The following is a 19,670-nucleotide window of genomic DNA, read 5'->3' on the forward strand; positions in this document are numbered from 1 at the left end:
GTAGAGTTCTAGCAGCAGGACCTTGACAGAAATACAGAGGAGAAACGGTGGCGCATTTCGTGATCATGGGATGTGGCCGGGTGGGGGCGACGCTGGCGCACACGCTGGAGGACGCCGGGCACTCCGTGGCCATCATCGATCAGGACGACCGCGCCTTCCGAAGGCTCCGGCAGGGCTTTACCGGGCGCAAGGTCACCGGTGTGGGGTTCGACCGTGACACCTTGAAGCAGGCCGGGGTGGCTGAAGCATACGCCTTCGCCGCGGTCTCCAGCGGGGACAACTCCAACATCCTCGCCACCCGGGTGGCGAGGGAAACCTTCCATGTCCCCCATGTTGTGGCCCGCATCTACGATCCGGGCCGTGCCGAAATTTACCAGCGGCTCGGCATTCCCACGGTCGCGGCAGTCCGCTGGAGTGCTGACCAGGTGCTTCGCCGCATCCTGCCCGAACAGCACCTCGCAGGCGATTTCCGCGAACCCTCCGGGCGCCTGGTGCTTGCCGAACTCGACCTCGATGCCGGCTGGGTCGGCCACCGGGTCAGCAGCATTGAAAAGGCCGCCGACGTCCGGGTCGCTTACCTGACCCGGTTCGGCGAGGGATTGTTGCCCGACGCCGCCACCGCCTACCAGGACGGCGACACCGTCCACGCCATGCTTCAGGTGGACCGCAGCGCCCAGGTTGCCCAGATCCTCGCCAAAGCCCCTGCCAAGGAGTACCAGTGAAAGTCGTTATCGTCGGTGCAGGCAGCGTCGGATCGTCCATCGCCCGGGAACTCCTGGCTCACAAGCACGAAATACTCCTGATCGACCTCAAGCCTGAGGTGATCGGGCGAAGCGGCCTGCGGGGCGCGCATTGGCTGGTGGGTGACGCCTGCGAGCTGAGCACGCTGCAGGGAGCGAAAGTCGAAGACGCCGACGTGGTGGTGTCCGCAACCGGCGACGACAAGGTCAACCTCGTAGTGTCCCTGCTGGCCAAGACCGAATTCGGGGTGGGCCGTACCGTGGGCCGGGTCAACAATCCGAAGAACGACTGGATGTTCAACGATTCCTGGGGTGTGGATGTGGCCGTCAATACGCCGCAGCTGATGACTGCTTTGGTGGAGGAAGCCGTGGAGATCGGCGACCTGGTCCGGCTCCTCACGCTCCAGACAGGGGTGTCATCTTTGGTGGAGTTCACCGTCCCGCACGACTCCCATGTTATTGGCCGGACCGTCGGGGACATCCGCTGGCCGGAGGATGCCACGCTGGTGGCCATCCTGCGCGACCATGCCCCCATCACACCCAGCCGGGATGACGTGATTGACGGCGGCGACGAACTGTTCTTCGTGACCACCATCGCAGCTGAGGACGACCTGCGCGCCCTGCTCTCGCCGGAAGCCGCCGAATCTCCTGGAACCGCAGGTGCAGAGGGCGCTCCCCAGCCTGCAGGCGTTCGGGCTGCCCAGCAGGCGCCGGAGGACGACGGGTTCGACGGGTAGGGTCAGGGCTTCAGTGCCGCATCCTGCCCGCCCGGAGCAGCGTCCCGTGCCGGCCTGGTGACCAGCCAGGCAACCCACACACCGAGGATGTACAGCGGCGCGCCCATGAGGAGCCGCGTGGTGGCCAGGGCGGCGAATCCTTCGGGTCCCATGAGGTACAGCGGCACCTGGACCGCGAGCCGGAGTACCAGGACAGCAACGATGATCCAGGTCCCGAGGCGGTAGGCCCTGAGCCGGTCCGGATCCTTGCGCCAGTCCAGGCCCTCGTTGCGGATGAACCCGAAGAGCAGCCCGGCCACCGGCCACTTCACGAGGATCGAGAGCACCATTGCGAAGATATAGGCGGCGTTCGTGAAAAAGCCCGGCAGGTAAAAGTCCTCGGCCTTGCCTGTGGTGTTGGCCAGCCAGGCGGAGATGCCAACACCCACAACACCGGCAAGCGCCTGGGTCAGGGGCCGCCGCTGTACCAGCCGGACCACGGTGAACACGGCGGCGGCAGCCAGTGCCGCCACGAGGGAAACCGTGAGGTCCCGCGTGATGGTGTACGCAACCAGGAACAACAGGCCCGGCAGTATGCTCTCGGCAATGCCCTGGACTCCGCCGGCGCTGCGCAGCACGTCCACCCGGCCGTCGTGGGTCCGGTGCAGTCCTGCTTTGGCGGCGTATTCGGCAGCAAGGCCCGCTACCGGGGAGGGTTCCTGGCCCGCAGCGTCCGGCTTCGTTTCGCCGCCGGGAGCATCGGGGCGTGAAGCTCCGGGGAAAGGATCAGGCTGGGGGGCAGTCATTCGTTCTCCTGGCGGGACAGTATTTCGTAACGTGGGTTGAACATGGTGGGCATGCCTTTGCTCCGCGACAGCATGCCCTCGAGCCGGAGCTCGGTACCGGCTTCGATGCCCGGGACGTGCCGGCGCCCCAGCCACACAACCCGCAGCCTTCCGCGCTGGTCCCTGCCCCGGCCGGAAAGAGGCCTGCCCGGTTCGCCGTCCGACACGATGGCGCTGAAGGCAGCGGCCTGGTCCGGCGGAAGGTAGGTCACGGACTCGATCCGTCCCTGGCAGACGACGCGGCCCTTCTCCGGCAGCTGGCTGAGGGGTGTGATGCCGGCCCCGCGCCGCCCGGTGCTTTCACCGTCTCCGGGTGCGGGGTCAGCCAATCTGGGTGATTTCCGGACCACGTTCCGGTTCCTGGAGTGCAGGCGCGGCGGGCGGAGGCGTGGCGGACGCGTCCTTCGGGAGGCGCAGCTGCAGCAGGTCACGCGGCGGCATGGGACTGCCGCCCCTGACCACCACTACCTTCCTGAACAAGGCTTCCAACGGCTCTGCCGCCTGCCGTTCGAGGGCAGCCGCGCCTCCCAGGACACCGCGAAGGAACCAGCGCGGGCCGTCCACACCGATGAAGCGGGCCACGCGGTAGCCCTGGCTGCCATCGGGGAGGCCTGCCGGCAGCTTGGCGACCAGTTCGGTGCCGAAGCTGCCCTCAATCTCTTCAACCTGGCCGCCCTGCGCGCCGACCGACTGGCCGATCTGCTCGCGGATCTCGTCCCACAGTCCCTCGGTCTTGGGCGCGGCAAAGGCCTGCAGCTGCAGGCTCGATCCGTTGAGATCAAGCGTTACCGCCACCACACGCTGGGTGGCTTCCTCCACTTCAAGGCGCAACTGCAGGCCTTCACTGGGGGTTATCAGCAGCGCACCCAGGTCCACATAGCCGTCACGGCCGTCAATTTCGGACTCATCGAACGGGCCGCTGGCGCGGATGCCGGAAACGGCGTCCGCCTCTTCCGGCGACTCCGCGGCAGCCAGGGAGTCGTCCGGTTCAACTGCCTGTTCCTTTTTCGCTTTCCTGCCGAGCCCAAAGACCATGGGAGTGTCTCCTTAGTTGTGAAATGTGCCGGTCCGGCCCGTGGGGGTCCCGCCGTAGTGCTGTACCGCCGCCCGGCAACGCAGCTGCCGGTCCGACCATAATCCTCTAGGCCCCCGGACGGCTGAATCCGCCGGTGGAGCCGAAGCCTCCCGTACCGCGCACGGATCCGCTCAATTCATTGACGGGGACGAACTGCGCATACTCGACACGCTGTATGACCATCTGGGCAATTCTATCGCCGCGGCGAAGCTCGATGGGCTCGGCGGCATCTGTGTTCAGGAGGGTAACTGCTATTTCTCCCCGGTATCCGGCGTCCACCGTCCCTGGAGCGTTGACGATGGTCAACCCGTGCTTCGTGGCCAGTCCCGACCGGGGATGGATGAGCGCGACGAATCCGTCCGGCAGGGCGATGGCTACGCCCGTGGGAACGAGCTTGCGCTCCCCCGGCTGCAGGACAACGTCTTCCCTGGCACGAAGGTCGGCGCCGGCGTCGCCCGGGTGCGCGTAGGAGGGCGCCTCAAGGCCGGAGTCCAGCATCTTCAGCTGCACCTGCAGCGTAGGGGCCGAAACCGGGACGGCGGGGCCGGCAGGTGCTGCCGTCGGGAAGGTTTCTACTGCTGCGGAATGATCAGTCACAGTCACTCACTCTAACCCGCGCCCGCGGGACAGACCTAGGCCGTCTCTTCCAAGCGGCCGGGATGAAATAGCCAGGGAAAGGTGGAAAGCTTGCCTCATGCCCGAATCAAGTTCATCCGCGCCCGTTCCCAGTACACCGTCTACCGGGGGCACGGTGGTCTACCGGGAGAAGCTGTGGCCCAATGTCTGGATCTGGATCATTTCGGCCGGGGTGGCAGGAGCGGGAATCCTGGTGTTCGCGCCAATCAGCGCCGCCGCCGGGTACACGGCCGCTGTGGTGCTCTTCGCCATTATCGCCATACTCCTCATCCTCTCCACCCCCAGCATCCTGGTAACGGAAAGCACCCTCACCGTGGGGCGGGCCACCATTGAGCGCCGGTTCGTAGGGGTTGTGCAGTCCTTCCGCGGTGAAGAAGCGACGGCGGAGCGCGGCGTCCGGCTGAACGGCCTCGCCTACCTTTGCATCAGGGGCTGGATCGATCCCGTGGTGAAGATCGACATCACCGATCCGTCGGACCCCACGCCGTACTGGCTGGCGTCATCACGCCGGCCCGACGAACTGGCAGCGGCCCTCTCCAGCTAGCCGGGCCGGTCAGCCTTCGCAGTCCCTGCAGTAGAGCCGGCCATCCTTCTCCCTGGCAATCTGCGAGCGGTGCCGCACCAGGAAACATGAGGAACACGTAAATTCGTCGGCCTGCGCCGGAACAATCTGGACCTGCAGTTCTTCGCCGGAGAGGTCCGCGCCCGGCAGTTCGAAGCTGGCGGCCAGGTCGGTTTCGTCTTCGTCGATCACCGCGACCGGCTTATCCGACCGGCGCGTTTTCAGTTCTTCGAGCGAGTCTTCGCTGAGGTCTTCCTCTGACTTGCGCGGCGCATCGTAATCGGTGGCCATGGTCGCCGTAGCCTTCTTCCTGTTGGAGTGTCCGGACTCCTCCTGCTGGGCCGGGGGAACATCCTTGATAACGCGGCAAGCCTTTCCTTTGTCCCCGGGGCCGGACCTCGGGCACTCCAGGCCGGCGGATGTCCCGGAAAATCGCGGCGCGCCCTGCTCCTTGAGCCAAAACCTGCCCGCCAGGTGGCAGAGTTTCGAATGATAGTAATGCCAGGGTGGAGGATTTGTATGCAGGATCTACGGCTTGTAGGCGTGCACGACGACGGGACCCATCTCCTGTTGAGCGGGGCCGGCAGCGAGATGTTCCAGCTGCCGATCGATGAAGCACTGCGGACGGCGGCGCGTTCCACGGCCAAGCCGCGCGTGGAGCGGCCCGCCGTTCCCATGTCCCCGCGGGACATCCAGGCCCGGATCCGGGCGGGTGCCACGGCAGCGGATGTGGCTGAGCTCTCCGGCCTGCCGCTGGCCAAGGTTGAACGCTACGAGGGGCCGGTCCTCGCGGAGCGGGAGTATGTTGCCCAGCAGGCACGCAAGGTGGAAGTGGCTGTTCCCTCCCCCGGCCACGACATCTACCGGTCCGCCTTTGACGACAATCCCGCCACATTGAACGACATGGTGGCACACCGGCTCGAGGCCCATGGCATTGACCCTGCCACGGTTGAGTGGGATTCCTGGCGCCGCCCGGATGGCAGCTGGACTGTCGCAGCCAACTTTGAACCGAAGAACGGCGGGGCCCCCGGTATCGGGGAGGACCCGCCGGCGCTGTGGACCTTCAGCCCTATCCGCAAATCTTTGCAGAATGCCAACCGCTGGGCCCAGCAGCTCAGCGAGCTGGAGCCGCTGGACGGCCCTGTCCCGGCCCGTCGGCTTTCCGCCGTTTCCGACCGGCCCTTCGATTTTGAAACAGATGCCGACGCCGGTACGGGAAGCCAGGCCGGGCAGGGTCACGGGAAGGACGGCGGCACCGACAAAGAGTCCGACGGCATCCTGGATATGCTGCGGTCCCGCCGGGGCCAGCGCCTGGGCGTGGACGAGGATTCCGACGACGCCCTGGCCCTCCTCCTGACGCACGGCGTGCCGGCAGCCCATCCCCGGCCGTCGGAGGTTGCTCCCGAGATGGAGGAGCAGGAAGCGGAGCCGGAGACGGACCGGAGCGATGCACCCGCGGCTCAAGGGGACTCGTTCATCCGCCGGCGGGATGCCCGGCCATCCATGCTCTCCCGGCTCAGCTTGATCCCGCCGCACCGCGACCCCGCTGACGAGAATTTGCGGCTGCACAACGGCGTCAGTACCGACACGCGGGAAATTACGATCGTGGCCTCACCCCAGCGTCCTGCCGGCCCACCGGACGCTGATGCTGCGTCGGCCAGCGGAAATGCCGGGTCCGGCGGAGCGGGACTGAACGAGCTGCTGGGCGGCAACCCGAGGCGGCAGGAGTCCCGCAGCGACGACAGTTCCGCCGCTGCCCCCGCCACCGGCCATCTTCCGGAGACTGCTGCCCCCGAGCGCCAGCCGGCCCGGCCCAAGCGCTCCAGCGTGCCGTCCTGGGATGAGATCGTCTTCGGTACCCGGGGCGATTAGGAAACCGCAGGACGCGCGGCCCGCGCCGGCGGGCACCATTGCGGCAGATTATCTTTCCGCGCCGCTTCCGCCGGTGCCGCGCCACAGGCAGGCGTCGACGTCGAACGGCAGCAGCTGGTCCTGCTCCGCCATCAGGTTGGCCCCGTGAGCGGTGACGCGGCGCATGAAATGCCGCCGGCACAGAGTCTCGTAGCCTACGACGGAAACGTGGCTGATTGCAGCGGGCGCCGGGCCTTCAAGCGCCATGTCCACGTCGCCCACCACCACCTGCGCGCCTTCGGTGACCATCACGCCGTCGACCGTCCGTGCGTTGTGCGTCGCGCGGCGGCCGCACCAGCACAGTGCCTCCACCTGCAGGACCTGCACCCGGTCCGCCAGTTCGATCAGCCGCTGCGAGCCGGGAAAGAGCCTGGTACGGAAGTCAGCGGTGATGCCAAAGGCAAAGACGTCCACGTCAATCTCGTCCACTACTTTGGCCAGCTGTTCCACCTGCTCGGGTGTGTAGAACTGTGCTTCGTCGCAAATAAGGTAATCCACGCGCTGGCCCTGGGTGCGCCGCAGCATAACTTCCTCCCAGAAGTCGGTACCGTCCGCGACTTCGACGGCATCCGTTTCCAGGCCCAGACGGCTGGAGATCCGGGATTCGCCCGCACGGTCGTTACGGCTGAAGCGGACCCCGCCCCGGCCGCGCGCACGGTGGTTGTAGTCCATCTGCAGCGCAAGGGTGGACTTGCCGCAGTCCATGGTGCCGGAGAAGAAGACAAGTTCAGCCACGGCGGGTGCTCCTGCCGCCTGCCGTGAAACACAAGAGCGGAACCTCCCGCTCAGCTTTGGTCAGGGACCCGTGCTGGCCCACGACTTCCATGGCGGCAGGGCGCACACGCCTGGTGTCATACAGGGCGAGCTCATCCCGGGCGGCGATCATCACATCACCGATCCTGCCCTCGACAGCGGGCCGGACCGGGCCGAAAAGCCCGGCAGCAATGGCTTCCTCCCTGGTGAAGGCCCAGATGCGTTCACCGAAGCGGGAACGCCAGGCAGCGATCAGCCGCTCGCGCGATCCTGCCCTGGATACGGCGTCCGCGTTGTCAAGGTACAGGTGCAGCATCCGCGGCTCGCCCGCCGTGTGCCGGACGCCTTCCACCAGCTGGGACTCGGCCGAGTAATCGATGCGCTGTTGCTCCTGGACGTCGAGCATGCCGTGGTCCGCGGTCAGCAGGATGGTAGTGCCGGCAGGCAGCGAAGCATTCAGCCGTTTCATGGTGGCATCCAGCTCCTCAAGCTGATGTTCCCACTGCTCCGACTGGCAGCCGTAGCGGTGCCCGGCCTTGTCCAGCTCGTTGAGGTAGAAGTACATCAGGCCAGGACCCGGCGCGGCCAATGCCTCCGCAGCCGCGGCCGTGCGGGCGTGGGACGTGGTGGCGGAGACGAAGGTGCCGCCGCGGAGGGCAGCCCGGGTCATGGGGGAATCGCTGAACTGGGGAAGGCTGACAGTGGTGACTGCGGCCTGGTCGGCTGCGCGCTCGAGCACGGTGGGAAAGGGCTGCCAGTCGGACGGGTCGACGCCGGGGTCCCAGTTTCCGAGCAGGTTCACCACTTTGTCCTGCCCAGGATCCAGGACGTCGTAGCCCACCATGCCGTGCTGGCCAGGGGGAAGTCCGGTGCCAAGGCTTGACAGGGCCGCAGCAGTGGTGGAGGGAAACGCCGAGTCCAGCCACACGGGGACCTCGCCCTGCCCGGCCTGCACGACGGACCGCAGGAACGGCGTGTGGGCGGACTTCTGCTTCAGCAGGTTCCGGCCCAGGCCATCGGCCACCACTACGCACACCCGCGGGGCAGACGGGAGGTTCAGGATGTTGGTGAACCCCTCCAGCCCCAGGCTCGCAGCGGCGCTGGAGAGCACGTCGGCCACGGAGCGCCGGCCGTAAGCGGGAGCCGGAGGCAGATCCGGCGCGCGCCCCGCCGCGGTCGTGGAGGCGCTGGCCGGGGCAGAAGCGGGGATGGTTGCTGGGCGGCGTTCTTCCGGCATCTCAGCGCTGCTGGTGCCCGCGGCTGAGGCGGTTGCCGAACACTCCAGACCGCGGCCGGGACGGAAGCGACTGGATGTGGGGCATGGGAGCGGCCGAGCCCGTGTTAACAGCCCGCAGCGCACGGGCAAACAGCTTGGCGTCCTGGACTGCCTGCAGCCCGTCTGCCTCCGCGCTGATCCTCAGCACGATGTCTTCCTGGGCGATGGTGCCGCTGTACCCGTGGTCCGCCTCGCACTGGGGGTCGCCGCAGCTGGCCGGGCCCATGTCCAGTCGCTGCCCGCCCGACCAGGCGATGGACAGCGTAAGCTCGCGGACGGGATCCGACGGCTTGTAGTTCTGGGGCTGGGCGTACATGTAGCTCAACACCACCGAGCGGATCTGCGCCACGGGAACGGACTCGGTGGAGATCTGGGCGACGATCTGTTCACCGGCCTCGTCCAGCTGCTGGTCATCCACGTGGGTGATAACCAGCATGTCCGCGGTCAGCACCAGGACCGTGATATGGCGGCGGACCTCGGCACGGTCAAAGTGCGTCTCCAGATGCACCAGGTGGGCAACACAGTCGCGGCCGTCCAGGGCGTCGTCCACAACATCGGCTACCAGTCGCGGGTAGAAACCTGCCTTCTGGAGCGCGCCCTCCAGGCTTTGGCCCTGTGCGCTGTGGTTGTGTGAGCTGTGGCGTACTGCCTGGTTTTCATTGCCGGGCGTTTCGGGGGCAGACGCTGGGGGCTGTGAGCTCATTCCCCCATTTTCACAGATGGGCCGGTCACATTGCTAACCGCGTCAGCCGAGCATGGCCCTGCGTGCACTGTCCGTGCGCTTCGCTGCGTTGCCTATCCGCACGTCGGCCGCGAGGATGACCGCACCGGAAACCCCGCACAGCACCGGGTTGAATTCCACCAGGGCAATTTCCGGGTGGCTGTCCTTCAGCCAGGCCAGCCTGCCGGCAAGGTCTTCGAGGGCTGCGACGTCAACCGGTGGCAGGCCCTGGTAGCCGAAAAGCTTCCGGGCCGCCCGCGGGGCACGGATGAAGTCATGCACGTCGGCGGCGGAGAGCGGCGGCACCCGGTGTGCCCAGTCATCCAGGAGATTGACGGCATCGCCGGCCAGGCCGAACGAGATGACCGGCCCCAGCAGCGGGTCCTCGATGGCCCGGAACGTGCAGGCCTGTCCCACCGGCGCCATGCTCTGCACTTCCAGGCCCGGGTCACCGTAGCGGGAGAGGGCGCGCCTCATCTGCAGCACGTTGGCGCGCAGGGACTCCGGGTCCTGGATGTCCAGGCGAACCCCACCGAGGTCAAGGCGGTGGCGCAGCGAGGGATCGGTGGTTTTGAGCGCCACTGGCCAGCCGAGTGCGTCGGCGGCCTCCACCGCCTGGTCCGAAGTGTCAAAGCCAAGCGATGGCAGGACAGTAATTCCATAATGGCCAAGCAGCGAACGTGTGCTGGCCTGGTCCAGCTGCTTGAGCTGCTCCCCCTTCACATCCCGGAGGAGGATATCGAGCTCGGTCCGTGCCTGCTGCGGGTCGCAGCCAGCCGGTTCAATGAAATGTCCGTGGTCGCGCGAGACCCACTCCGAGTAGCGCACCACGGCTGCGAGCGCGGCCACCGCGGCGCCGGGGTTGGAGAAGCAGGGCACAGCCTGGTCCGCCGGCACGGCTGGATCCTTTGCTCCCACCATGCCCTCGACATACACGGAGGGATCCAAGATTCCGGTGAAGGCTGCCACCACCGGTTTTCCGGCCTTCGCCGAGCACTCGGCCAGCACCTCGGCGATGCTTTCCACGGTGAGGCCCCGGGCCGGAAGCACCGCGGCAACAGCCGCGTGGACGGCGTCGGACTCCAGGGCAGCAAGCAACTCGGCCCGCAGCGCCGGCAGGGCCACCGACTGGCCCGCGTCCAGGTCCACGCCGGCCACCAGCTTCACGACAGTTAGCCCGTGGGCGGAAGCGCTGTCCGCCACCACCTTGCCCAGCGCCTGTGAGTTGCTGAAAATGGCCAGGCCCGGCCCGGCAGGGAGCGGCTGGCCCGAAACGACCTGGGCAACATCCATCAGCTGCTCTATGGTTTCCACCCGGATGACGCCCGACTGGCGGAGCATGGCGTCGAGCGCCCCGGCGGGCGCCTGGGTGGTGCGGACAGCGTGTCCTGGCGGCAGCCGCAGCCCCATGGCGTCGGACTTGGCCACGATCACCGGTTTGATCCGGGCCAGACGCCGGGCCAGGCGGGAGAACTTGCGGGGATTGCCGATCGATTCCAGGTAAAGGCCAACAGCCGAGGTGTCCGCGTCGTCTTCCCAGTACTGCATCATGTCGTTGCCGGACACATCGGCACGGTTGCCTGCGGATAGGAAGGTGGACAGGCCCAGCCGCCGCCTGCTGGAGGCGGCGTAGAGCGAGACGCCGATGGCGGCCGACTGGGAAAAGAGGCCAAGCCCGCCGCGCAGCGGCAGCGTGGGCGCCATGGAGGCGTTCAGCGATACCTCGGGGTGGGTGTTCACGATCCCCAGGGACGCCGGCCCGATCACCCGCATGCCGTTGGCCCTCGCCTGGCGCACCAGGTCCCGCTGCCTCATCAGGCCGCGTTCGCCGTCGTCCGCGAATCCCGCCGAAGCGACCACCAGGCCCTTCACCCCGGCCGCGGCGCAGTCCGCGACGACGGCGGACACTTCCTCGTACGGGACGGCGATCACCGCCAGCTGCACAGGTTCCGGCACGTCGGAGAGCTTGGCGAAGGACATCATGCCCGCAAGTTCCAGCGCCTCCCTGTTGATGGCGTACACGGGGCCGGGGAAGCCGCCTTCAATGATGTGCTCCAGCAGCTGGTAGCCCACCGTCCCCCACTTGCGGCTGGCACCTATCACGGCAATGGACGACGGCGTCAGCAGGTCCCGGACGCTCCTCGCCTCTGCGCGGTGCTCACGGGATTCCATCACCGCCCTGGATTTTTCGGTGGGGTCGATGTTGAACTCAAGGCTGACCACGCCATCGTCGAAATGGCGCTTGACGTCGTACCCGGCATCGGAGAACACCATCAGCATCTTGCGGTTTTCCGGCAGCACCTCGGCGCTGAATCGGCGGATCCCGTTTTCATGGGCCGCGGCGGCGAGGTGCTCGAGCAGGATGGAGCCGATCCCCCGCCCCTGGTGGGCGTCGGCGATGTTGAACGCCACCTCGGCTTCGGTGGGGTCATCGAGCCGGTCATACCGGCCGATCCCCACGATTTCCCCGCTGACCGTGATGACGAACGCCACCCGGTCCCGGTAGTCCACTTCGGTGAAGCGCTTGAGCTCCTTGCTGGACAGTTTGGCCTTGAAGGCGAAGAAGCGCATGTAAATTGAGTTCTGCGACTGTCCCATGTGGAACTTCTGCACAGCGTCCGCATCCGAGGGATGGATGGGCCGCAGATGCGCTGTTCCGCCGTCGCGCAGGACGACATCGGCTTCCCAATGTTCCGGATATTCGCCGTCCGCGGGCTGATCCACCATAGGCTTAGCCTAGCCAAAAACTATCGCAGCACACCCCCAACGGGCTGCGCAGCACTGCAAAGGATTTACCAACCCCATGGCCCGCCGCCAAAGTTCAGCCCCCGTCGTGGACAGCACCCCGTATACGGAGAACATCGTGGACATCGATGTCACCTCCGAAATGGAGGGCTCCTTCCTGGAGTACGCCTACTCGGTGATCTACTCCCGGGCGCTTCCCGACGCCCGTGACGGGCTCAAGCCGGTCCAGCGCCGCATCCTGTTCATGATGAGCGACATGGGCCTCCGCCCGGACCGCGGCCACGTCAAGAGCGCCCGGGTGGTGGGCGAGGTCATGGGCAAGCTGCATCCGCACGGCGACGCCGCCATCTACGACGCCATGGTGCGCATGGCGCAGGACTTCTCGCTGCGCCTGCCGCTCATCGACGGCCACGGCAACTTCGGCTCGCTCGACGACGGCCCGGCAGCTCCGCGGTACACCGAAGCGCGGATGGCGGCCGCCGCCCTCACCCTCACCGACCACCTCGACGAAGACGTGGTGGACTTCGTCCCGAACTACGACAACCAGCTCACCCAGCCTGAGGTCCTGCCGGCCGCCTTTCCCAACCTGCTCGTGAACGGTGCCACGGGCATCGCCGTCGGCATGGCCACCAACATGGCCCCGCACAACCTGGTGGAAGTCATCTCCGCCGCCCGCCACCTGATTGCCAATCCGGACGCCACCCTCGATGACCTCATGCGCTTCGTCCCGGGCCCGGACCTGCCCAGCGGCGGCCGGATCGTGGGACTGGACGGCATCCGTGACGCCTACGCCACCGGACGCGGGTCCTTCAAGACGCGGGCCAAGGTGGAGATCGAACAGCTCTCGGCCCGCCGGACCGGCCTGGTGGTCACCGAGCTCCCCTACATGGTGGGCCCGGAAAAAGTCATCGAGAAGATCAAGGATGCCGTCAACGCCAAGAAGCTGACGGGCATCAGCGACATCGTCGACCTGACGGACCGCAAGCACGGCCTGCGCCTGGTCATCGAGCTCAAGAACGGTTTCAACCCCAACGCCGTGCTTCAGCAGCTGTACCGCTATTCGCCGATGGAGGACTCCTTCGGCATCAACAACGTCACCCTGGTGGACGGGCAGCCGCAGACCCTCGGGCTGGTGCAGCTGCTCACGGTGTACGTGAACCACCGGATTGACGTGGTGCGCCGGCGGACGGTATTCCGGCTGGGGAAGAAGAAGGACAGGCTCCACCTGGTGGAGGGCCTCCTCATCGCCATCGTGGACATTGACGAGGTCATCCAGATCATCCGGTCCTCGGACGAGGCCGCGGCAGCCCGGGCGCGGCTCATGTCAATTTACGACCTCACCGAAATCCAGGCGAACTACATCCTGGAACTGCGGCTGCGGCAGCTGACCAAATACTCCCGCATCGAGCTGGAGAAGGAACAGGACGAGCTGCGCCGCGAGATCGCCGAACTGGAAGCCATCCTTGCCTCAGACGAGCGCCTGCGGACCCTGGTCTCCGACGAACTGGGCGCCATAGCCGAAGAGCACGGTACCCCGCGCAGGACCCTCCTGCTCGAATCTGAAGCCGTCTCCCCCACGGTGGCCGCCGACCTGGCCGGTATCAACGGCAAGAAGGGCAAACCGGCGCCGCTGGCGCTGGAAATCGCGGACGACCCGTGCTGGGCCATCCTCACCGCCTCGGGGCAGATCGGCCGCACCGGCAACCAGGAGCCGCTTGCGGAGGCCGGGCCCAGGACTAAGCACGACGTATTCACTTCCGTGGTCAAAACATCGGCGCGGGGCGAGATCGCGGCGGTTACCTCCCAGGGCCGCATGCTGCGCCTGCAGGTGATGGACATGCCGGTCCTGCCGCCGGTGTCCGGCCTGCCGAACCTTACTGGCGGGGTGCCGGCCAAGGACTTCCTCACGCTGCTGAAGGGGGAAACCCTGGTGGCCTTCGCGCCCCTGGACGAGGTCCTGGCCATCGGTACCGCCCATGGCGTAGTGAAGCGGGTGCAGCCCGACTATCCCCTGAACCGCGAAGACTGGGAAGTCATCTCCCTAAAGGACAAGGACTTCGTGGTGGGTGTGGCGCCCGCCGGTGCCGATGACGCCGAACTGGTGTTCCTCACCGCGCAGGCACAGCTGCTGAAGTTTGGTGCTGACAACGTCCGGCCACAGGGGCGCACCGCCGGCGGCATGGCAGGCATCAAGCTGGCCACTGGCGACCGTGTGCTCTTCTTTGGTGCCGTGCAGCCGAAGGACGAGGCCGCCGTCGTGGTCACCATCGCGGGAACCACAGGCGCCCTGCCCGGTACTGCCCCCGGCACGGCCAAGGTCACAGCATTCTCGGAATACCCGGCCAAGGGCCGCGCCACCGCCGGTGTCCGCGCCCACCGGTTCCTGAAGGGGGAGGACACGCTCTTGCTGGCTTGGGCGGGCCACGGCCCGGCCAAGGCTTCCTCGGCGGCAGGGATTGCCAGGTCATTGCCGCAGGAACATGGCCGGCGTGACGGGTCCGGCGTCCCGCTGTCGCAGCCGGTGGATGCGGTGGGTCCCGCCATGGCCTGGCCCGATCCCGCTTAGACTGCTTGCATGCCTATCGTTCCTGATGAAAAGGACTGGACCTGGGTCCTGACGCGTCCGTGTCCGGAGTGCTCGTTCGATGCCTCCACGGTGACACCGTCAACGGTCCCCGGAAGCATTGAAAACATGCTGCCGCGCTGGCGGGCCGTCCTCCGCAGGCCCGGCGCCGTGGAACGTCCCAACGACCACACCTGGTCAGCGCTGGAGTACGCCTGCCATGTCCGGGACGTGTTCAGCCTCTTCGACCAGCGCCTGAACCTCATGCTGGCTTCGGACGACGCAAGATTCGACAACTGGGACCAGGACCAGACGGCCATCGACAAGGACTACGCCGCCGCTGACCCTGCAGAGGTGAGCGCCGAGATCACGGCCGAGGGCAGGCAGGCGGCGGAGTCATTCGCCCGGGTCCGGGAATCGGAGTGGGGCCGGAAGGGGCTGCGCAGCAACGGCTCGGAATTCACGGTCCTCACGCTGGCCCAGTATTTCCTGCACGACGTGGTCCACCACCTTCACGACGTGGACGGCTGAGCTTCCCCCGAGACCGTGGCGGCATAGGCCGGCACCGCTCCCCGGCCCGGGTCCGGGTCACCCTCCCGTGCACCGACGGACAGGTCGAGCCGCGCATCCTCCGGCCGGATATCTGCCGGGTTATGGGTCACCAGGACAACCGTGCGGCTGTGCAGTCCCGCCCGCAGGTCCGCCAGCATCGCTTCCGCGGACTCCGCATCCAGATGCGCCGTCGGCTCGTCCAGCAGGATCACCTCCGCCCCGGTCATCAGGGTGCGCGCCACGGCCAGGCGCTGGCGCTCTCCCCCGCTCAGGAACGCCCCGCCCGGACCGATCCGGGTGTCAAGGCCGGCAGGAAGCCGCGCCAACAGGCTGCTGAGCCCCACGGAGGCAAGCACCTCCAGCAGTTCCGCATCGCTTCCAGCCGGGTCATTGTTGGCGGTTCCGCTGTTACCGGCTCCGCCGGAGGCAATTGAGTCACTGCGGGGGGGCCTGCCCAGCATCAGGTTGCCCCGGATGGTCGAGTCAAAGAGATGCGCCTCCTGCGGACACCAGGCAGCCCGCCCTGTCACCCGGGCCTGGCCCGCCGCAGGGGGAAGGAAGCCCAGCAGGACCGAAAGCAGCGTGGACTTTCCTGAGCCGGAAGGCCCGGTGACTGCCAGCCAGCGGCCCGGTTCCGCCACCGCGTCCAGCTTGGAAAAAACCGGTTCCCCGCCCGGCCATGCTGCTGACAGCCGCTCAAGTTCCACGCCGGGAATGCCCCCGCGGCGGGCCGGCACGCCGTGCAGCCCGTCGGTGGAAGTGCCCGCCGCCCCCGCCGGAAGAGGATCGAGGGCGCCGGACTCGGCAACCCGCCGCATGACGGTCCGCAGCGCCGGAAACTGGCGCACCGCCGTCGTCATGGCTGCAAAGGGTTCCACCAGGGCGAGGAGCAGCAGCACGATGACAGCGGCGGTGGCGGGAGCAAGCCGGCCGTCGAGCACTGCGGGAGCTGCCAGCCAGGCGGCAGCGAGGGATGCCGCACCGCAGGAGGCAGTGGTGACGGCATGGCCCAGGCCGTCTGCCCACGCCGACCGCTGGGAGGCGCGGGTTGCGTCCCGGTCCTGCGCACGCAGCCCTTCGAGGACGGGGAACGCAACACCATTGGCATGCAGCTCGGCGCGGGCATCCAGGGCTGCCGAGATGCGGCGAAGGACGCCCGATTTCAGGACCTGCTCCGCACTGGCAGACTTCCGGTCCGCCCACAGGGCCACGGCGGGCGCCAGGATGAGGCTGGCAGCAGCGGACGCCAGGACGGCCGGAACCGCCTCCGGTACCAGCAGCCAGGTTGCGGCCAGGCCCAGCGCGGCCACGGCTGCGGCGGTGACGGGCGGCAGGACGACGCGGGGCAGGAGATCACGGACGGTGTCGACGTCGTCAATCACTGTGCCCAGGACGTTGCCGCCCTGGAGCAGGCGGCGCAGCGCCAGGGCCCTGCGGCTCAGGGACTCCCACAGCCGCCCGCGGAGCCGTGTGAGCGCGGCAAACACGGCATCGTGAAGGAGCAGCCGTTCGCAGTAGCGCAGCACTGCCCGGCCAATTCCAAAGAACCGCACTCCCACAATCGCCGTCAGCAGGTACAGGATGGGCGGTTGTTCGCTGGCCCGGATGATCAGCCAGCCGGACAGCCCGGACAGCGCGACGGCGAAGACAGCGGCAAGCGTTCCCACCACGCCAGCCGCTGTGAACTTGCCCCGCACCGGCGCCAGGAGCGCTGCGAGGAGGCGGGCTGTTGCGGTTTTGTCTCCGCGGTTGACCGGTACATGGGCAGCGGTGCCGTGGGCAGCGGAGGCACCTGCGCTGTCGGCAGTGGGGATGGCGGCAGTGGCGACGGCGGCCTTGCCGCCGGCCGTGCTCCCTGCAGCGGCTTCGCTGTGGCGCTTGGCAGGATCGTGCGTTCCACTGGACGCGGCCTGCTGCCCGACGGCCCCTACCGGCACCAACTGGTCCGCGAGGTTGCGGGTGCGCTCATTGTGCGCCACCAGGATGGTTGTGACGCGGCCACGGAGTTTGCTGATGGCGTCCTCGACCACCAGCGCCGAAGCCTCGTCCAGGTGGGCGGTGGGTTCGTCGAGGAGCAGAACCGTAGCTCCCGCCTCGATCCTGGCAAGCCCACGTGCCAGCGCCACCCTCCGCTGCTCGCCCGGGCTGAGCTCGGCAGGGTGCTGGCGGGCCAGGTGGCCGGCGCCGGCGCGGGCAAGGCATTGACGGGCTGCTGATTCCACCCCGGAGTGGCCATGGGCTCCGCGGATGTTCCCGGAAAGGTAGAGCGCCACCTCGTCCAGGACAGTTTCCGCCAGCATCACGAGATGCTGCGGCACCCAGGCGAGCGCAGCGCGGTCCAGCCCTTTGATGGTGCCGGTGATTTCGGTACCGGCCCCGTCCCCTATCGTTCCGGCCAAAACGCCCAGGACGCTGCTCTTTCCCGCGCCACTGGCTCCATCCAGGGCGGTGATCCTTCCCTGTGGAGCGGTGAAGCTGAGCGGGCCGACGGCGGGCCCGCGCCTTCCGCTGTAGCTGACGGTGAGGCCGGTGACGCTGATGGGCGCGCCGGGCCTTCCCGCCTTGGCCGCCGGAAGCGATGCCGGCTCCGGTGACTCCATCACCCGGTTCGTTTCGGCAAGGGCTACGCGGCCGTCGTCGCTGGCATGGTGGGCGGTGCCCAGTTCACGCAGCGGCAGATAGCAGTCCGGCGCCAGGATGAGGGCCAGCAGCCCGGCCTCGAGCGGCATGTCGCCGTGCACCAGGCGGACGCCGATGAAGACTGCCACCACGGCAACAGAGATGGTGGCGATCAGTTCCAGCGCCAGCGCTGACAGGAAGGCTGTCCGCAGGGTCCCCATGGTTTGAAAGCGGTACTCCTCCGAGATCTCTTCCAGGGCCTTGCGCTGCGCCGTGGCCCGTCCGAGCCCCACCAGGACCGGCAGCCCCTTGGCCAGTTCGAGCATGTGGGCGGAGAGCCTGCCCAGGGTGGCCTGTGCTTCCCTGACGCTGTCCTCGGTGTACCTACCGATCAGCACCATGAAGAGCGGCACGAGCGGCACGGTCAGGACAATCACCACGGCGCTGACCCAATCGGCGAAGAGGATCCGGGCGCCCAGCAGCAGCGGGATTGCGGCGCAATTTACCAGGGCCGGAAGGAACTGCGTGTAGTAGCTGTCCAGCGCGTCCAGGCCGCGCGTGGCCAGAACGGCCAGGCCGCCGTCGTTGGGGCCGCTCCCCCGGCCGCCGCTCCGCAACGACCTTTCCAGCAGCCCGGCACGGAACTCCTCCTTGGTGCCCAGGGCCGCCCGGCGCGCTGCTACGGCCTGCCCCCAGACGGCCAGGGAGCGCAGGATCACGCCGGTGAACCCAAGGAGGACCTGGCGGTCCCAGTCCGGAGCTCCTGCCGCCAGGCCGGCCAGCACGGAAGCCACGGCCTGGCCCATCAGGACCAGTGACAACGCCTTCAGCGCCGCCAGCAGCCCGAGCAGGTAGATAGCGGAACGGGTGGCTGGACCCGGGGGGAAGCTTGGCCGCATGTCAGCCCTTCGTGGTGAACGCCTTGGCGGCGATGGCCGGCAGGAAGCTGTGGGTCTCCGGGATATGTGCTGCACTCACGCGGCGGCGGAAAACCCAGTAAGTCCATGCCTGGTAGGCGATGACCAAAGGGAGGCCGAAGGCGGCCACAACACTCATTAGCCCCAGAGTGTAATCCGAGGACGAAGCGTTCGAAATAGTCAGGTCGAACGCGCTGTTCAGGGTGGAGGGCAGTACCACGGGGAAGACCGCGCCAAAGATGGAGGACGTGCCCAGGACCAGGAAGGCACCCAGGGCAAGGAAAGCCTTGCCCTCGGCTGCCCTCCTGGCAAGGTTCCACGCAGCGGCCGCCGCGGCCACGGCGAGCAGGACCAGCGCCCAGGTCCACAGCTTGCCATCCAGGACCTGGATACTGAGGGTCCAGCCGGCGATGGGCAGCAGCAGGACCGGAAGGAGCCGGACGAACCACCGGCGTGCCCGGTGCCGCACCTCGCCGTCGGTCTTCAGCGCCAGGAAGGCGAGAGCATGCACCAGCGAGAAACCCACCACGGCCAGCCCGCCCAGCACCGCGTAACCGCTGAACCAGGCGAGGGGGCCGCCTTCGCGGTCGCCGTTGGCGTTCAGGGGAAGGCCGGTAGTGGTGAGGGCCAGGGCAGCGCCCACTCCGAACGCTGCGAAGAAGGAACCCAGGGCAATGGCCCAGTCCCAGCGCGCACGCCACTGGTCGGTGTCTACCTTGCCCCGGTATTCGAAGGCAACCGCACGGAAAATCAGGGCGACCAGCACCACCAGCAGCGGGAGGTAGAGAGCCGAAAACAGGGAGGCGTACCAGAGCGGAAAGGCCGCAAAGGTGGCGCCGCCGGCGGTCAGGAGCCACACCTCGTTGCCGTCCCAGACCGGGCCGACGGTGTTCAGCAGGACCCTGCGTTCGGTGTTGTTGCGGGCGAAAAGGCGCATGAGCATTCCGACACCCAGGTCGAAGCCCTCCAGGAAGAGGTACCCGGTCCACAGCACTGCAATGGCGATGAACCAGATGGTTGGCAGCAGTTCCATTCTTCG

Annotated in this window: 17 protein-coding genes; 6 read left to right on the top strand and 11 right to left on the bottom strand. The window is 67.5% G+C overall.

Annotated elements, in window-relative coordinates:
- The first annotated feature begins 47 nt into the window (after positions 1-47).
- Positions 48-722: a potassium channel family protein gene (locus tag FDW84_RS14425; RefSeq protein ID WP_138610208.1), complete on the top strand. Its 675-nt coding sequence runs from the start codon at positions 48-50 to the stop codon at positions 720-722.
- The gene (locus FDW84_RS14430; protein ID WP_138610209.1) at positions 719-1,477 is read left to right on the top strand and encodes a potassium channel family protein; all 759 of its coding nucleotides are present in this window, start codon (positions 719-721) and stop codon (positions 1,475-1,477) included. Before FDW84_RS14425 ends, FDW84_RS14430 begins: the two co-directional genes overlap by 4 nt.
- A 2-nt stretch (positions 1,478-1,479) precedes the next feature.
- Here FDW84_RS14430 and FDW84_RS14435 read toward each other — a convergent pair whose 3' ends face one another.
- From FDW84_RS14435 to dut, 4 genes are all read right to left on the bottom strand, one after another.
- The gene (locus tag FDW84_RS14435) at positions 1,480-2,262 is read right to left on the bottom strand and encodes a DUF3159 domain-containing protein (protein WP_138610210.1); all 783 of its coding nucleotides are present in this window, start codon (positions 2,260-2,262) and stop codon (positions 1,480-1,482) included.
- Positions 2,259-2,630: an OB-fold nucleic acid binding domain-containing protein gene (locus FDW84_RS14440; RefSeq protein WP_240721529.1), complete on the bottom strand. Its 372-nt coding sequence runs from the start codon at positions 2,628-2,630 to the stop codon at positions 2,259-2,261. The genes FDW84_RS14435 and FDW84_RS14440 overlap by 4 nt, the downstream gene beginning before the upstream one ends.
- Entirely contained in the window at positions 2,623-3,336 is a 714-nt protein-coding gene (locus FDW84_RS14445; protein ID WP_138610211.1) for a DUF3710 domain-containing protein, read from the bottom strand. The genes FDW84_RS14440 and FDW84_RS14445 overlap by 8 nt, the downstream gene beginning before the upstream one ends.
- A 106-nt stretch (positions 3,337-3,442) precedes the next feature.
- Positions 3,443-3,973: a dUTP diphosphatase gene (dut, locus tag FDW84_RS14450; protein WP_138610212.1), complete on the bottom strand. Its 531-nt coding sequence runs from the start codon at positions 3,971-3,973 to the stop codon at positions 3,443-3,445.
- 97 nt (positions 3,974-4,070) lie between these two features.
- On the opposite strand from dut, the gene FDW84_RS14455 reads away from it, so the two are divergent.
- A complete protein-coding gene (locus tag FDW84_RS14455; RefSeq protein WP_138610213.1) occupies positions 4,071-4,556 on the top strand; it encodes a DUF3093 domain-containing protein in 486 nt (161 codons plus the stop codon).
- Positions 4,557-4,565: 9 nt separating this feature from the next.
- Here the strand turns inward: FDW84_RS14455 and FDW84_RS14460 are convergent, their stop codons facing one another.
- Positions 4,566-4,865, bottom strand: a complete 300-nt coding sequence (locus FDW84_RS14460) for a DUF4193 domain-containing protein (protein WP_138610214.1) — start codon at positions 4,863-4,865, stop codon at positions 4,566-4,568.
- 228 nt (positions 4,866-5,093) lie between these two features.
- Here FDW84_RS14460 and sepH point away from each other — a divergent pair, with 228 nt between their 5' ends.
- A complete protein-coding gene (sepH, locus tag FDW84_RS14465; protein WP_138610215.1) occupies positions 5,094-6,446 on the top strand; it encodes a septation protein SepH in 1,353 nt (450 codons plus the stop codon).
- A gap of 48 nt (positions 6,447-6,494) precedes the next feature.
- Here sepH and FDW84_RS14470 read toward each other — a convergent pair whose 3' ends face one another.
- Genes FDW84_RS14470 through FDW84_RS14485 form a run of 4 tightly spaced genes read right to left on the bottom strand, consistent with a single transcriptional unit; the run spans position 6,495 to position 11,962 of the window.
- On the bottom strand, positions 6,495-7,220 hold the full coding sequence (locus FDW84_RS14470) for a thymidine kinase (protein WP_138610216.1): 726 nt from the start codon (positions 7,218-7,220) through the stop codon (positions 6,495-6,497).
- Positions 7,213-8,475 (bottom strand): alkaline phosphatase family protein, encoded by a 1,263-nt coding sequence (locus tag FDW84_RS14475; protein WP_138610217.1) that lies wholly within the window; start codon positions 8,473-8,475, stop codon positions 7,213-7,215. The genes FDW84_RS14470 and FDW84_RS14475 overlap by 8 nt, the downstream gene beginning before the upstream one ends.
- A gap of 1 nt (position 8,476) precedes the next feature.
- Complete coding sequence (locus FDW84_RS14480) at positions 8,477-9,217, bottom strand: DUF5998 family protein (protein ID WP_138610218.1); 741 nt, start codon at positions 9,215-9,217, stop codon at positions 8,477-8,479.
- Between the two features lie 42 nt (positions 9,218-9,259).
- Positions 9,260-11,962, bottom strand: coding sequence for a bifunctional acetate--CoA ligase family protein/GNAT family N-acetyltransferase (locus FDW84_RS14485; RefSeq protein ID WP_138610219.1), 2,703 nt, complete (start codon positions 11,960-11,962; stop codon positions 9,260-9,262).
- Between the two features lie 76 nt (positions 11,963-12,038).
- Between FDW84_RS14485 and FDW84_RS14490 the strand changes: the two genes are divergently transcribed.
- Together FDW84_RS14490 and FDW84_RS14495 are read left to right on the top strand one after the other, a co-directional pair.
- Positions 12,039-14,546, top strand: coding sequence for a DNA gyrase/topoisomerase IV subunit A (locus tag FDW84_RS14490; protein ID WP_138610220.1), 2,508 nt, complete (start codon positions 12,039-12,041; stop codon positions 14,544-14,546).
- A gap of 9 nt (positions 14,547-14,555) precedes the next feature.
- Positions 14,556-15,074, top strand: a complete 519-nt coding sequence (locus FDW84_RS14495; RefSeq protein ID WP_138610221.1) for a DinB family protein — start codon at positions 14,556-14,558, stop codon at positions 15,072-15,074.
- Here FDW84_RS14495 and cydD read toward each other — a convergent pair.
- Both cydD and cydB read right to left on the bottom strand, forming a co-directional pair.
- Positions 15,056-18,613, bottom strand: a complete 3,558-nt coding sequence (gene cydD / locus FDW84_RS14500) for a thiol reductant ABC exporter subunit CydD (RefSeq protein ID WP_138610222.1) — start codon at positions 18,611-18,613, stop codon at positions 15,056-15,058. The genes FDW84_RS14495 and cydD overlap by 19 nt on opposite strands.
- Before the next feature lies 1 nt (position 18,614).
- A complete protein-coding gene (cydB, locus tag FDW84_RS14505; protein WP_138610223.1) occupies positions 18,615-19,664 on the bottom strand; it encodes a cytochrome d ubiquinol oxidase subunit II in 1,050 nt (349 codons plus the stop codon).
- Positions 19,665-19,670 lie beyond the last annotated feature (6 nt).

Source organism: Pseudarthrobacter sp. NamE5 (assembly GCF_005796225.1).
In the GTDB taxonomy this organism is placed as follows: domain Bacteria; phylum Actinomycetota; class Actinomycetes; order Actinomycetales; family Micrococcaceae; genus Arthrobacter.

Bases quoted from the DNA above. Each gene is read 5' to 3' on its own strand.
- cydB (WP_138610223.1), bottom strand. From the start codon at position 19,664: ATGGAACTGCTGCCAACCATCTGGTTCATCGCCATTGCAGTGCTGTGG.
- FDW84_RS14460 (WP_138610214.1), bottom strand. From the start codon at position 4,865: ATGGCCACCGATTACGATGCGCCGCGCAAGTCAGAGGAAGACCTCAGC.
- FDW84_RS14445 (WP_138610211.1), bottom strand. From the start codon at position 3,336: ATGGTCTTTGGGCTCGGCAGGAAAGCGAAAAAGGAACAGGCAGTTGAA.
- FDW84_RS14435 (WP_138610210.1), bottom strand. From the start codon at position 2,262: ATGACTGCCCCCCAGCCTGATCCTTTCCCCGGAGCTTCACGCCCCGAT.
- FDW84_RS14485 (WP_138610219.1), bottom strand. From the start codon at position 11,962: ATGGTGGATCAGCCCGCGGACGGCGAATATCCGGAACATTGGGAAGCC.
- FDW84_RS14495 (WP_138610221.1), top strand. From the start codon at position 14,556: ATGCCTATCGTTCCTGATGAAAAGGACTGGACCTGGGTCCTGACGCGT.
- FDW84_RS14490 (WP_138610220.1), top strand. From the start codon at position 12,039: ATGGCCCGCCGCCAAAGTTCAGCCCCCGTCGTGGACAGCACCCCGTAT.
- FDW84_RS14475 (WP_138610217.1), bottom strand. From the start codon at position 8,475: ATGCCGGAAGAACGCCGCCCAGCAACCATCCCCGCTTCTGCCCCGGCC.
- FDW84_RS14480 (WP_138610218.1), bottom strand. From the start codon at position 9,217: ATGAGCTCACAGCCCCCAGCGTCTGCCCCCGAAACGCCCGGCAATGAA.
- FDW84_RS14455 (WP_138610213.1), top strand. From the start codon at position 4,071: ATGCCCGAATCAAGTTCATCCGCGCCCGTTCCCAGTACACCGTCTACC.
- cydD (WP_138610222.1), bottom strand. From the start codon at position 18,613: ATGCGGCCAAGCTTCCCCCCGGGTCCAGCCACCCGTTCCGCTATCTAC.
- sepH (WP_138610215.1), top strand. From the start codon at position 5,094: ATGCAGGATCTACGGCTTGTAGGCGTGCACGACGACGGGACCCATCTC.